An 11,668-nucleotide genomic window follows, 5' to 3' on the forward strand; every position below is an offset into this window, starting at 1 on the left:
GCTCCATCCCGTGATCCCGGTCCGGGATCACGGGATGGAGTGGGTCGAGGTCCGGTCCGGAACGCCGGGGTCGCTCCGACGCCGGGGGTTCAGGCCAGAAGCCGTCGCACATGTTCGGTCACGGTCGCGCGGGAGATCCCGTTGCGCGCCAGTAGATGCCGGTGTCCCCCGGTGCCGGCGGCGAACCGGTCGGCGACCGCCACCCGCCGTACCGGACAGGCGACACCCAGATCGGCAACGACCTCGGCCACCGCGGAACCGAGGCCCCCGGCCGCCCAGTGTTCTTCGACGGTGACGATTCCGCGCGTGCGGGTGGCGGCCGCGACGATCGCCTCCCGGTCGAGCGGTTTGACCGTGTGCATGTTGAGTACGGCCACGTCGATCCCGTCGCGGGCCAGTTCGTCGGCGGCCTCGACCGCGGTGAGCACGGGATGCGGTCCGGTGGCGATCAGCGTCACGTCGGATCCCCGGCGCAAGGACTGCGCGACCCCGATCCGCACCGGTTCCGCCCCCGGCGCAAGGCTCGGCGTCACGCCGCGCCCAAGGCGCAGGTACACCGGTCCCGGCAGCTCAGCGCCGGCTCGGACCAGGCTCTCGGTGGCGGGGCCGTCCGCGGGCACCAGCACCGTCATGTTCGGCAGCATCCGCATGACGGCGAGGTCTTCCAGCGCATGGTGGGTGGAACCGAGGTGACCGGCGGAGAGCCCGCCGTGGGTGGCGACGATCCGTACCGGCAGGTTGTTCCAGGCGACGTCGAGCTTCACCGCTTCCAGCGCTCGGGTGGCGGCGAAGGTCGCCATGGTGTTGACGAAGGGGATCCGGCCGGACCTGGCCAGTCCCGCCGCCACACCCATCAGGTTCTGTTCCGCGATACCGAAGTTGAGATACCGCCGCGCGCTCTCACCCCATGAGGTGGCGGAGAACAGGCCGGTGTCGCTGTCCAGGCACACACGGCGTTCGTCCTCGCCGAGCAACTCGACCAGTACGTCCCGGTACACCTCCCGGGCCTCGCGGGCCTCGTCGGGCACGGTGGGTTCGGCTGTCACGACGGACATGTCGTCTCCGTTCAGGGTCGTTCGCCGCGCATCACCGCGGCACGGGCACGCCGGTGCCCGCGCTCGGTGAGCCGGACGTAGTGGCTGCGGGCCTGGCCCTCGATATAGGGCAGTCCTTTGCCCTTGACCGTGCGGGCCAGCAGCACGGTCGGTCTGCCCGGGGTGTGCGGGATACACGACAGGGCCGTCCGCAACTGGTCCGGCTCGTGCCCGTCGACCTCGAGTACCGTCCAGCCGAAACTGCGCCAACGGTCCCCGAGTGGCTCAAGGCCCAGGGTCTCTTCCGTGTCACCGCTGATCTGCAGCCCGTTGCGGTCCACGATCGCCACCAGCCGGTCAAGTCCCTGGGCGCCGGCCGCCATCGCCGCCTCCCAGACCGAGCCCTCCTGCAGTTCGCCGTCGCCGAGCACGACAAAGCAACGCCGGTCACTCCCGTCCAACCGTGCGGCGAGCGCAAAGCCGACACCGAGCGGCAGTCCGTGCCCGAGTGACCCGGTCGGCATCTCGACGCCGGGAACGGCCGGATTCGGGTGTGCGGTGAACATGCTGTCCGGAGCGCCGTAGTCCGCCAGCAGTTCCGCGGGGAAGAAGCCCCGCTCCGCCAGGACCGCGTACAGTCCGATCGCGCCGTGTCCCTTGCTCAGCAGCAGGATGTCCCGGTCCGGCGCCTGCGGCCTGTGCGGGTCGATCCTCAGCACGTGACGGTAGAGGGTCACCAGGATCTCGACCATGGACATCGATCCGCCGAGGTGGCCGCCCTCCGGGTTGGCGCACATCCGCACAATGAGTTCCCGTACCGTGCGCGAGTGGTCGTCACTCATCGGTTCTCTCCGGTGAAATGCTCATCCATTTCGGCCAGGGCACGGGTCAGCACCCCGATGCCGAACAGGTACTCGGACAGTTTGATGTGTTCCCGGTCGGAATGATCGAGACTGCTGTCCCCCGGCCCGTAAGTGGCCATCGGCATCGTCCACTCCTCCGCCAGTGTGTTCATGTCGGAGGTACCGGTCTTCACCTTCGCCCTCGGGCTGCCGCCCTGCGCGCGGATCGCGACCGACAGCGCCCGCACCACCGGGTCGTTGCGGCCGACCCGGCAGGCGCGCACCGTGTTGACGACCTGGAGCGTGCCCAGATCCAGCCGCTCGGACAACGCGGCCACCAGGCCCTCGCTGTCGAAACCTGGGGGGATGCGGATACTGAACTCCGCGGTGGCGGACGTCAGTCCACCGTTGATCGACGTCAAGGTCGGTCCAGGACTGTCGAATCGGGCGTGGCTCGCCTCCGGGCCGAGCAGGTCCAGCAGCTCCGTCCACGCCCGAGCCGCCAGTTCGGACGCCTTGGGCACGGCGTTGCTGGGGTGGGTGGCCTCGCACCGCACCTGGTAGCGGAGGTCGATCTTTCCCTTGTATCCCAGGACGACCGTGTCGCAGCCACTGGGCTCGCCGATGATCAGCGCGTCCGGCGGCTCGTGCGTACGGCGGATCTCCACCGCGCCCCGGGACATCGTGGTCTCCTCCTCCACCGCGCCCACGACCACGACCCGGCCGCGGAACCCGGTGCTGCCGGCGGCCGCGCAGATCATCGTGGCGAGCGGCCCCTTGGCGTCGACCGAACCCCTGCCGTACAGGCGATCGCCGTCCACGCGCACCGGAATGTCCCCCGGCACGGTGTCCATGTGCCCGAGCAGCATCACCGTCGGCCCCGGGCCATGCCGGATCTCCCCGACCGCGTTGCCCGCCTCGTCGATCCACGCGGTGAGGCCGGCTCCACGCATGGCATCCACCACGTGAGCGGCCAGCTCCGACTCCGCGAAGGACGGCGAGGGAATCTTCAGCATGCCGTGGAGCAGGTCGATCGCGGCCGTGTCCGAAAAAATCGTCACTCTTCCTCCAGTAGCACTTCGGTGCACGAGCCCGCCAGGGCCTCCTGGACCGGATACGGTCGACGGCCGTCCGCGATCAGGACGCGGTGCACACCGGACAGCAGCGCCTCCCGGGCCGCGATCAGCTTGATCCCCATGCCGCCGGTGACCACCGGAGGTGTCCCCCGGCGGGGAACCCGGCAGACGGGGAGCACCGACCGTTCGTCCTGCCGGTCGGCCAGCACCCCGTTCGTCCCGGTGAGCAGCACAAGGGTGCTCGCCCGGACGGCGCCCGCGACGGCCGCGGCAGCGCGGTCCGCGTCCGTGTTGACCACACGGCCGTCCTCGGCCACGGCAGGCGGCGACACCACAGGCAGCAGCCCCGCCGTGAGCACCGTGGACAGCAAGTCGCCGTTGACTGCGACGATCCGTCCACTGTGGTCGTCCCTGACCACGACCCGGCGTCCGCCGACGAGTGCGCGGTGCGCCGACTTGCGGGCGGCCACGAGAAGTCCGGCGTCCAGGCCGGTCAGCCCGACCGCGCTCACACCGCATGCGCGCAGGGCAGCCAGCAGACGGGGTTTGACGGAGCCGGCCAGCGCCAACTGCACCACTTCGAGAGTTCGCTCGTCGGTGTACCGGGTCGACACCCCGTCCGGGGCGACGAGCCGGCGGGAAGGCACTCCAAGGCGTTCGGCGAGCCTGTCGATGTCCGCCGAACCGCCGTGGGCGAGGATCACCGGCCTGCCGCCGCGGTGCACGGCGGCAACGTCCGCACAGATCGCCTCCGACCGCACGGCGGCGTTCCCGCCGCATTTGACCACAAGTATGTCCCGCATTCGTTTTATCAGCCTCACGTCAGTTCGGATGGAGTCCGGTGAATTCCAGCCCTGTCCGCTCCGGCCAGCCGAAGCGGACGTTCAGGCATTGCACCGCGCCGCCCGCACCGCCCTTGACCAGGTTGTCCAGTGCGCCGATCAGGACCGCGGTGCCGTCCTCCTCGGACACCGCGAACCCGACGTCGCAGAAGTTGGATCCGGTAAGGATCTTCGGCTCCGGGAGCCGGTACAGGCCCTGCCGCTGGGCGATGACCCGGACGAACGGCTCGTTCCTGTACGTCGCGCGGAACGCGGACCGGATGTCTCTCTCCGACACGCCGGACGCCAGTTTCGTGTGGCACAGCACCTGCACGCCGCGGACCGCCTCGACTCCGGTGGCGGTCATCCGCACGGTACGGTCCGTGGCCTGCGCGATCTCGGCCTCGTGCCGATGCCCGGAGGGAGCGAACACGCGGAGGGCACCGCTGCGTTCGGCATGAGCGCCGGCGGGTCCGCTGGAAACGCCCGATCCGCTGGAACCGGTTCTGGCGTCCACCCGGACCGTGCCCTCGATCAAACCCGTCCGGGCCAACGGCCGGACCGCGAGAATGCCGGCGGTGGCCATGCAACCGGGAACCGAGATCCGGTCGCTCGTGGCCAGTTGGGCTCGATGCCATTCAGGCAGCCCGGTGGTGAATTCGGGAATCAGATGCGGTGCGGTGTGCGTGACCCCGTAGTAGGACGCATAGATTTCGGGATCCCGTAGGCGGAAGTCGCCGGACAGGTCGATGACGGTCCCGGCCAGTTTCAGGAATTCGTCCATCCTTCCCATGGTTTCCCGATGTGGAGCGGCCAGGAAGAGCACATCGAAATCGATACTCTCCAATGTGTCGTGGCCGACGAAGCACAGGTCCGTGTGGCCGCGCAGGTTGGGATGCGGGCCGTCGACCCGGCGCCCGGCCAGGCGGTCGGAGGTGGCGGCCACGACGGTGACCCGTGGATGACCGAGCAGCAGACGAAGCAGCTCGCCACCGATGTAGCCGGATGCCCCGACGGTCGCTACTCGGAGCATGAGCGTGACTTCTCCAGGAGATGGTCGACGATCCGGTCAGCGACGGAAACCGCCTCACCGACAGCCTGTTGCAGACCGGAGAACTCGACACCGTGGTTGACCTCCAGGACAAGGACCTCTCCCGTCTCGTCCTCGATCAGATCGACACCGGCGATATCGGCCCCCACCGCCTGCGCGGCCATGACCGCGAGTTTCGCGATGTCCGGTGTCAGGGGGCACAGTTCACTCACCGCACCCCGCGCCACGTTGGTCCGCCAGTGCTCACTGCGCCGGTACGTCGCGGCCAGCGCTTCGCCGCCCACCACGATCACCCGGATGTCCCGCCCCGGTTTGGCTATCCATTCCTGCAGGTAGACGATCCGCGCCTGCGGTGCGGGCAGCGCGGCGACATACTCCAGCACGGTTTCCGCGGTCTGCCGGTCCGGCAACGCGGCGACCAGCCGGCCCCACGAGCCCTGCAGCGGCTTCACCACAGCCGGGTAGCCGATGCTCTCCAGAGCAGTCAGCGCGGCTTCCGGGGTCAGCCCGAGGGCCGTTCGCGGTGTCGGCAGTCCGGCTTCGACGAGTGCCGCGGACGTGCGCCACTTGTCCCCGCACAGCTCGGTCGCCCGCGCGGAATTGACCACCGTCGCACCCGCCGCCTCCAGCGCGTGGGCCGCGTACGTCGCCCTGGCGAGCCCGATCTCCCTGTTCAGCACGATCGGCTGAGGGCCGCGGTCACCGAGTTGCTGCCACCACTCACGGCTGTCGAGGTGCCGATGGGCAATCCCTCTGCGACGGAGGGCTTCGAGGATCCTTTTCTCGCTGGCCCGCACACGGGACGCGAGGACCGCGAACGGCACGGCGCCGCTCACTCGCCCCAGTCCTCTTCGATCTCCGGCGCGAGCGCGGCCCGTATCGGATCCAGCGTGAGGATCTCCAATTCGCTGGCGCATTCACCGCATTCCACTATCTCGCCGATCACCGGAGTTCCGGCGGGAACCACCGAGTTCTCGCATTCCGGGCAGGTGACCATTTCCAATCCCTTTCATCGACCGCCACAAGACACGGGTAAACGTATGGGCCGCGGTGGGCCCCGGTAGGCAGAATCAGCGGCAGTCTCAGCCGGCGCGGGCCGCCCTCGCCGGAGCTCGGTCCCGCGCGTACAGGAGCCGCACGAGTTGCAGCGCCGTGAACCGCTCCGGCAGGTGGGCGCCCGCCGGCCGCACCAGGCCGTGGACCAGCAGCGCGTGCAGGGCAGCAGCCGGATCCGGCACCAGGTGATCGAGGTCCCCGACCGTCCAGTGCGGACGGTCCGCCACCTCGGCCAGCACCTGGCGGTAGCACTCGGCCACGATGTCGACGCTGCGCGCCAGGGAACGCAGCAGGTCCTGGCAGCCGCAGCCCGCCGGGGAGGAGAGGAGAGAGGAGTCCCGACCGGCCCGGGCCAGCAGGAGCTCAGGCGGATACACCAGGCACCAGCCCGCCGCGTACTCAAGTGCCCTGGGTACACCGTCGAGCCAGCGGCACAACCGCACCACCGCGTGCGCGTTGTCCTCCCGAAGCCGGAAACCCGGCCGTGACCGGCGCATGTGGGACAGGAACAACGCCACGGACTCAACCTCGCTCAACCGGGCGTAGTCATAGTCCCGCGCCTCTTCCGGCACGGCCATCGCGGTGAGCGGCAGTACGCGCTCACCCGGCAGATATCGCGGCGTCAGACCGGTCACCACGACGCGCAGCCCCGGACAACGCCGAAGCAACTCGCCAACGTCCACCCTGCCGGGACCCGAAGCGTCGCCGCCATCGATCACCAACAGTTCATGCCTCTCACCGATCGCCCCGACGAGGGCGTCAGTCGGGTCAGCGGCACCCGGCAGCGGCCCGCCGGAACCGGAGCCGGCCGCAGGAATCGCACCACAGCAGAGGGGATCCCCGACCGACGCGTGCCACCCGACCCGCCAGCCCTTGGCACGCAGCGCCTGGGCCGCCTCAAGCACCAGATGCGTTTTCCCGATGCCGCTGATGCCGACCACGCTCACCAGGCGGTGACCGTACACGGTCACCTGATCGAGCAGAACCTGCAGCTCCGCTTCCCGGCCCACCAGCGTGCCGGGCGGAGCGGGCGGCTCGGGCAGGGCAGGCGGAGCGGACGGCGCGGGCAGTTCGAGCGGTGCAACCCGCAGGTCCGCCGGGCTTCCACCGGCGGCGTGCAGTTGCAGGCGCTCGGGATCGCCCAGCCGCAACGCGTCGGCGAGCAGCCCCACACTCTCCCGCCGGGGCCGTCGGACCCGTCCGCTCTCCAGGTCCCGGATCGCTCGGACGCTCAACGTCGCGAAGTCCGCCAGTTGTTGCTGGGTCAGCCCGGACCGGCCCCGGTGTCTCTTCAGCAGCTCGGCGAAGGAAACATTTTCGTGGGGCCCCTCCAACAGTGTCGGCACCGGCCGCTGCCGCAGGCCGCCCACTGCGCGTTCACGTAACGAAAGTCCGGTTGCCGCGTTTTTTCCGACGGTATACGGAGTGACGCTCATGCGTCGGTCGATCTCCCCGCAGGTGTCCCCGCGTGCCAGGTGTCCGGGTGTTTCTCTTTCCCGGTCACTGATTTTCCGGACAGCGTTCCGTAGTTTATTGCTCACGGAGTCGGGCGTCCTTTCTCTGTCTGATTCCTGCGTTCCGGGATCTGTTGGGCCACAGGCTCCGGAACTGGCCACGGGTCGGCTTTCCCCGTGCGTATCCGCAGGTCATCCCGCGGTACGGCCCCAACCGGTGTCGCCGTCGGACCCGATGGAGGATGCCGCTCGGAGGCCGGTGTCGCCGGTCTCTGCGGCGGTACCGGTGACGGCGGTACCGGTGGCGGCGCCGAGCGTCATCGCGCAGAGAACGGTGACCACGAACATGCGGGCAGACTTCATGATTTCTCCCAGAATTCAGAGCGGTGAATGCTCGAAAGGTTCCGTCCGGCGTTGTCCTGCCGTTCCCTTTCCGCTCTTCCAGGATGGTGGGCGCCCGTCCCGGAATCCACCGCCGGAACCATTCACCAAGTTGCCCGGCACCAAAGCGGGGGGTGAACGAAAAACCCACGGGGCGGCAACCGATGACAATACGGACGGATGTGGCCGCCCGAAGTCCCGTCGCGACGAGCGCCGGCGGTGCGGCGGGCTCGCGGCACGACGGACACCCGTGACCTGGGCGGGCGTTGCCATGCGTCGCTCGGCGCGGGGGACGGTGACGATGTTCAGGTCGGAGCGGCGACCTAGTGATCATCATCGCCTGCGCGGCGGTGGCGGACGCGGAGGGGGCAACCGGCCGACGGCGTCCGGCCGGCGAACGGCCCGTCGGCCGGACGCCGTTGGCGCTCGTCGCGGCAGGACTTCGGGCAGCCATACCTGTCCGTATTGTCATCGGTTGCGGCCCCGTGGGTTTTTCGTTCACCCCCCGCTTTGGTGCCGGGCAACTTGGTGAATGGTTCCGGCGGTGGATTCCGGGACGGGCGCCCACCATCCTGGAAGAGCGGAAAGGGAACGGCAGGACAACGCCGGACGGAACCTTTCGAGCATTCACCGCTCTGAATTCTGGGAGAAATCATGAAGTCTGCCCGCATGTTCGTGGTCACCGTTCTCTGCGCGATGACGCTCGGCGCCGCCACCGGTACCGCCGTCACCGGTACCGCCGCAGAGACCGGCGACACCGGCCTCCGAGCGGCATCCTCCATCGGGTCCGACGGCGACACCGGTTGGGGCCGTACCGCGGGATGACCTGCGGATACGCACGGGGAAAGCCGACCCGTGGCCAGTTCCGGAGCCTGAGGCCCAACAGATCCCGGAACGCAGGAACCAGACAGAGAAAGGACGCCCGACTCCGTGAGCAATAAACTACGGAACGCTGTCCGGAAAATCAGTGACCGGGAAAGAGAAACACCCGGACACCTGGCACGCGGGGACACCTGCGGGGAGATCGACCGACGCATGAGCGTCACTCCGCACACCATCGGCACCTCCATACACCGATTACGCGCGAAAACCGGAGCCCGGAACCGAACGCGCCTGTTACCGTCACGGTCCTGGAAGGAGCCTGCCGCTGCGTCCTGTCGCGTATCGGTGAGGACCCGGCACCTCGCCCCCGGCCCCTCGCACCCCCTCGGCATGCGGCTGCGTCGTCGCGGCGCCCTCACCGTTCACGCGGACCTCACCAAGCGGTCACCGAAGCTTGCAACCGAACAAGGCCGCGGGCGTACTGGTTACTGTCCCGACGGCGGGACAGCACCCACCGGCCCCGTAGGTGTGGTGGCAGTGTGCATGCCGGCCCTGCCACGCTCAACCCCACCGACCGGCCGCGACGTAACCGGTGCCGGGACCGGTGCGGGCGGGTGCCCCGGCGAGTGACACTCCAGTCGGCCATGCGGCGAACTTGTCCCGCCGGCGGGACTGCGCACCAAGTCCGCGCGGCCACACACGAAATGACGGCCCACCACATCGGGCGCACGGGACCGAACGGGAACTCCCGATCGACGGAGGAAGGAAACCACTGACCATGGAATCGGCGCCGCAGGTGATCCACCCGCGAGGTGGACAGGACGAGACCGTACAACGCCATGACGCGCCCTCGGGCGGCCCGGTGCCGCTGGTGGACGAAATCGCCGCGCTGTGGGCAGAACTCCTCAACCGTCCCGAGATCGGGGCGGAAGACGACTTCTTCGCCCTCGGCGGCAACTCGCTGACCGGCATCAAGATCATCGAACGGGTGGCGCTCGACTACGGCGTCCAGCTCTCCGTCCGCGACTTCTACCTGGCGCAGACCCCGGCCCGCGTCGCCGGACTGATCGAGCAGGGGAGGTCCGGCACATGAGACTGACGCCGGGCCCCGCGCGCGACATCGACCTCGGCACCGTCGACCTGTTCGACCTCGACCTCTACGGCACGGGCGACCCGCACCCCGTCTGGGACGTCATGCGCGCCAAGGCGCCCCTGCACCACCAGGTCCTGCCCGACGGACGCGAGTTCTGGTCGGTCACTCGCTACGAGGACGTGTGCCGCGTCCTGGGCGACCACCGCGAGTTCACCTCCGAACGCGGCACCGTGCCCACCCACCTCGGCCAGGACGACGTCGCCGCTGGTGTGCTGCTCACCTCCACCGACCCGCCTCGGCACACCGAGGTCCGCAGGCCGCTGGGGTCCAAGCTCACCGCCCGCGCGGTCAAGTCCTGGGAGGACTCCATCCGCCGGTCGGTGACCCGCTTCCTGGAGCCGGCTCTGGACGGCGAGGTGTTCGACCTGGCCGAGAAGGCCCTGCTCCTCCCGGCGATCGTCACCGGCCCGCTGCTGGGCATCCCCGAGAAGGACTGGGAAGAACTCGTCCAGCTCACCGCCATGGTGACGGCCCCCTCCGACCCGCACTTCCAGCTCGGCAGCGAAGCCGCCACCCTGGCAATCTCCCACCACGAACTCGTCGGATACGTCACCGAGTGGGTCAAGGACCGCCGCGACTCCGGAGCCGAGGACGACAGCCTGCTCCATCACCTGATGAGCGTGCGCCCCGGCGGGGCACCGCTGAGCGACCAGGAGATCGCCCTCGACGGCTACAGCATCCTGCTGGGCGCCAACGTGACGACCCCGCACACCGTCTCCGGCATCGTGCAGGCCCTCATCGAGCGGCCCGAACAGTTCGGCAAGGCCCAGGCCGACCCGACTCTGATCCCCAACCTGGTCGAGGAAGGGCTGCGCTGGACCTCGGCCGCCTGCAACTTCATGCGCTACGCCACGACCGACGTCCCCGTCGCGGGCGGAGTCATCCCGGCCGGCGCAGCGGTCGTCGCGTGGATCGGCTCGGCCAACCGGGACGCCGCCCAGTTCACCGACCCGCACACCTTCGACATCACCCGCCCCAACGCCAAGCGGCAGGTCGCCTTCGGATTCGGCCCGCACTTCTGCATCGGCGCGCCGCTGGCCCGCCTGACCCTGCGCGTCTTCTTCGAGGAACTCCTTCACCGGTTCGGTTCCCTCGACCTGGCCGGCGAACCGGAGCACCTGCGCTCCTACTTCATCGCCGGCATGACCCACCTGCCCATCGCCGTCCAGAAAAGGCTCACACCATGACGTCCGGACCCGCCCTCGCCTCGCCGTGGTTCGTCCGGCCCCCCGCCCCCGGTGCGCCCGTCGCCCGCCTGTTCTGCTTCCCCTTCTCCGGCTCCGGCGCCTCCGCGTTCAGCGCCTGGCCCACCACGGCCGGCGACGCCGAGATCTGCCCGGTGCAGTTCCCCGGCCGCGAGAACCGCCTCGCCCACCCCCACTACGCCAGCTACGAGAACCTCGCCGCCCAGCTCGTCGAAGCCCTCACCCCGCTGCTCGACACACCGTTCGCGTTCTTCGGGCACTGCGCGGGCGCCCTGCCCGCCTACGAGAGCGTGCTGAGCCTGGCCGCCGCCGGCCTGCCCACCCCCCAGCGGCTGTTCGTGTCCGGCCAGCCCGCCCCGCACGAGGCCGCCCGCGACCGGATGCTCAACCTGGGCGAGGACGAACTGCGCGCCGAACTCGTCACGTTCCTGCGCAGCCGGGGCATCGAACCCCGCCCCGACATGATCGACATGGGCATGTTCGTGCTGCTGCGCGACCAGGCCGCCGCCGCGTCCTACCGGCGCACCGAACCCGCCCGGATCGACTGCCCGATCACCGTCCTGCACTGGAGCCAGGACACCGACGTGAGCCTGGCAGACCTCCAGGGCTGGCACAGCTACGCCGACTCGGTCGAGATCCGCGTCGTCGAGGGCGGCCACTACGACTTCATGGACGCGCCCGCCCAGCTCCTCAAGACGCTCGCCGCCGGTCGATGAGCTGGTCCACTCCGACGACTGGTCCGGGAAGCCGAAGGCCGGCCGAACCCATCGGCC

At 69.5% G+C, this 11,668-nt stretch carries 13 protein-coding genes; 4 read left to right on the top strand and 9 right to left on the bottom strand.

Annotated elements, in window-relative coordinates; all coding sequences use genetic code 11:
• Window positions 1–89 precede the first annotated feature (89 nt).
• The 9 genes from ACFTZC_RS25370 to ACFTZC_RS25410 all read right to left on the bottom strand — a co-directional run bounded on the left by ACFTZC_RS25370 (window position 90) and on the right by ACFTZC_RS25410 (window position 7,697).
• Window positions 90–1,055 (bottom strand): transketolase family protein, encoded by a 966-nt coding sequence (locus tag ACFTZC_RS25370; protein WP_382893438.1) that lies wholly within the window; start codon window positions 1,053–1,055, stop codon window positions 90–92.
• Between the two features lie 11 nt (window positions 1,056–1,066).
• Complete coding sequence (locus ACFTZC_RS25375) at window positions 1,067–1,876, bottom strand: transketolase (protein ID WP_382893440.1); 810 nt, start codon at window positions 1,874–1,876, stop codon at window positions 1,067–1,069.
• Window positions 1,873–2,937: a M20/M25/M40 family metallo-hydrolase gene (locus tag ACFTZC_RS25380; protein WP_382893442.1), complete on the bottom strand. Its 1,065-nt coding sequence runs from the start codon at window positions 2,935–2,937 to the stop codon at window positions 1,873–1,875. The genes ACFTZC_RS25375 and ACFTZC_RS25380 overlap by 4 nt, the downstream gene beginning before the upstream one ends.
• Window positions 2,934–3,755, bottom strand: a complete 822-nt coding sequence (locus tag ACFTZC_RS25385) for a [LysW]-aminoadipate kinase (RefSeq protein ID WP_382893444.1) — start codon at window positions 3,753–3,755, stop codon at window positions 2,934–2,936. Before ACFTZC_RS25385 ends, ACFTZC_RS25380 begins: the two co-directional genes overlap by 4 nt.
• A gap of 19 nt (window positions 3,756–3,774) precedes the next feature.
• Window positions 3,775–4,806, bottom strand: coding sequence for an N-acetyl-gamma-glutamyl-phosphate reductase (argC, locus tag ACFTZC_RS25390; RefSeq protein ID WP_382893445.1), 1,032 nt, complete (start codon window positions 4,804–4,806; stop codon window positions 3,775–3,777).
• Window positions 4,794–5,660, bottom strand: a complete 867-nt coding sequence (locus tag ACFTZC_RS25395; RefSeq protein WP_382893447.1) for a RimK family alpha-L-glutamate ligase — start codon at window positions 5,658–5,660, stop codon at window positions 4,794–4,796. The genes argC and ACFTZC_RS25395 overlap by 13 nt, the downstream gene beginning before the upstream one ends.
• Window positions 5,657–5,821, bottom strand: coding sequence for a lysine biosynthesis protein LysW (locus tag ACFTZC_RS25400; RefSeq protein ID WP_073720752.1), 165 nt, complete (start codon window positions 5,819–5,821; stop codon window positions 5,657–5,659). Before ACFTZC_RS25400 ends, ACFTZC_RS25395 begins: the two co-directional genes overlap by 4 nt.
• A gap of 85 nt (window positions 5,822–5,906) precedes the next feature.
• Window positions 5,907–7,316 carry a helix-turn-helix domain-containing protein gene (locus tag ACFTZC_RS25405; RefSeq protein WP_382893449.1) on the bottom strand — a complete coding sequence of 470 codons (1,410 nt, stop codon included), beginning with the start codon at window positions 7,314–7,316 and terminating at the stop codon, window positions 5,907–5,909.
• A 210-nt stretch (window positions 7,317–7,526) separates the two neighbouring features.
• Entirely contained in the window at window positions 7,527–7,697 is a 171-nt protein-coding gene (locus ACFTZC_RS25410) for a hypothetical protein (protein ID WP_382893451.1), read from the bottom strand.
• 672 nt (window positions 7,698–8,369) lie between these two features.
• On the opposite strand from ACFTZC_RS25410, the gene ACFTZC_RS25415 reads away from it, so the two are divergent.
• The 4 genes from ACFTZC_RS25415 to ACFTZC_RS25430 all read left to right on the top strand — a co-directional run bounded on the left by ACFTZC_RS25415 (window position 8,370) and on the right by ACFTZC_RS25430 (window position 11,611).
• Window positions 8,370–8,540, top strand: coding sequence for a hypothetical protein (locus tag ACFTZC_RS25415; protein ID WP_382893451.1), 171 nt, complete (start codon window positions 8,370–8,372; stop codon window positions 8,538–8,540).
• A gap of 775 nt (window positions 8,541–9,315) precedes the next feature.
• Window positions 9,316–9,630 carry a phosphopantetheine-binding protein gene (locus tag ACFTZC_RS25420; RefSeq protein ID WP_382893453.1) on the top strand — a complete coding sequence of 105 codons (315 nt, stop codon included), beginning with the start codon at window positions 9,316–9,318 and terminating at the stop codon, window positions 9,628–9,630.
• Entirely contained in the window at window positions 9,627–10,877 is a 1,251-nt protein-coding gene (locus ACFTZC_RS25425; RefSeq protein ID WP_382893455.1) for a cytochrome P450, read from the top strand. Before ACFTZC_RS25420 ends, ACFTZC_RS25425 begins: the two co-directional genes overlap by 4 nt.
• Complete coding sequence (locus ACFTZC_RS25430; protein ID WP_382893456.1) at window positions 10,874–11,611, top strand: thioesterase II family protein; 738 nt, start codon at window positions 10,874–10,876, stop codon at window positions 11,609–11,611. The genes ACFTZC_RS25425 and ACFTZC_RS25430 overlap by 4 nt, the downstream gene beginning before the upstream one ends.
• Window positions 11,612–11,668 lie beyond the last annotated feature (57 nt).

This window comes from Streptomyces sp. NPDC056987 (assembly GCF_042673865.1).
Lineage (GTDB): Bacteria > Actinomycetota > Actinomycetes > Streptomycetales > Streptomycetaceae > Streptomyces.

Bases quoted from the DNA above. Each gene is read 5' to 3' on its own strand.
- ACFTZC_RS25370 (WP_382893438.1), bottom strand. From the start codon at position 1,055: ATGTCCGTCGTGACAGCCGAACCCACCGTGCCCGACGAGGCCCGCGAG.
- ACFTZC_RS25375 (WP_382893440.1), bottom strand. From the start codon at position 1,876: ATGAGTGACGACCACTCGCGCACGGTACGGGAACTCATTGTGCGGATG.
- ACFTZC_RS25385 (WP_382893444.1), bottom strand. From the start codon at position 3,755: ATGCGGGACATACTTGTGGTCAAATGCGGCGGGAACGCCGCCGTGCGG.
- argC (WP_382893445.1), bottom strand. From the start codon at position 4,806: ATGCTCCGAGTAGCGACCGTCGGGGCATCCGGCTACATCGGTGGCGAG.
- ACFTZC_RS25400 (WP_073720752.1), bottom strand. From the start codon at position 5,821: ATGGTCACCTGCCCGGAATGCGAGAACTCGGTGGTTCCCGCCGGAACT.
- ACFTZC_RS25405 (WP_382893449.1), bottom strand. From the start codon at position 7,316: ATGAGCGTCACTCCGTATACCGTCGGAAAAAACGCGGCAACCGGACTT.
- ACFTZC_RS25410 (WP_382893451.1), bottom strand. From the start codon at position 7,697: ATGAAGTCTGCCCGCATGTTCGTGGTCACCGTTCTCTGCGCGATGACG.
- ACFTZC_RS25415 (WP_382893451.1), top strand. From the start codon at position 8,370: ATGAAGTCTGCCCGCATGTTCGTGGTCACCGTTCTCTGCGCGATGACG.
- ACFTZC_RS25420 (WP_382893453.1), top strand. From the start codon at position 9,316: ATGGAATCGGCGCCGCAGGTGATCCACCCGCGAGGTGGACAGGACGAG.
- ACFTZC_RS25425 (WP_382893455.1), top strand. From the start codon at position 9,627: ATGAGACTGACGCCGGGCCCCGCGCGCGACATCGACCTCGGCACCGTC.
- ACFTZC_RS25430 (WP_382893456.1), top strand. From the start codon at position 10,874: ATGACGTCCGGACCCGCCCTCGCCTCGCCGTGGTTCGTCCGGCCCCCC.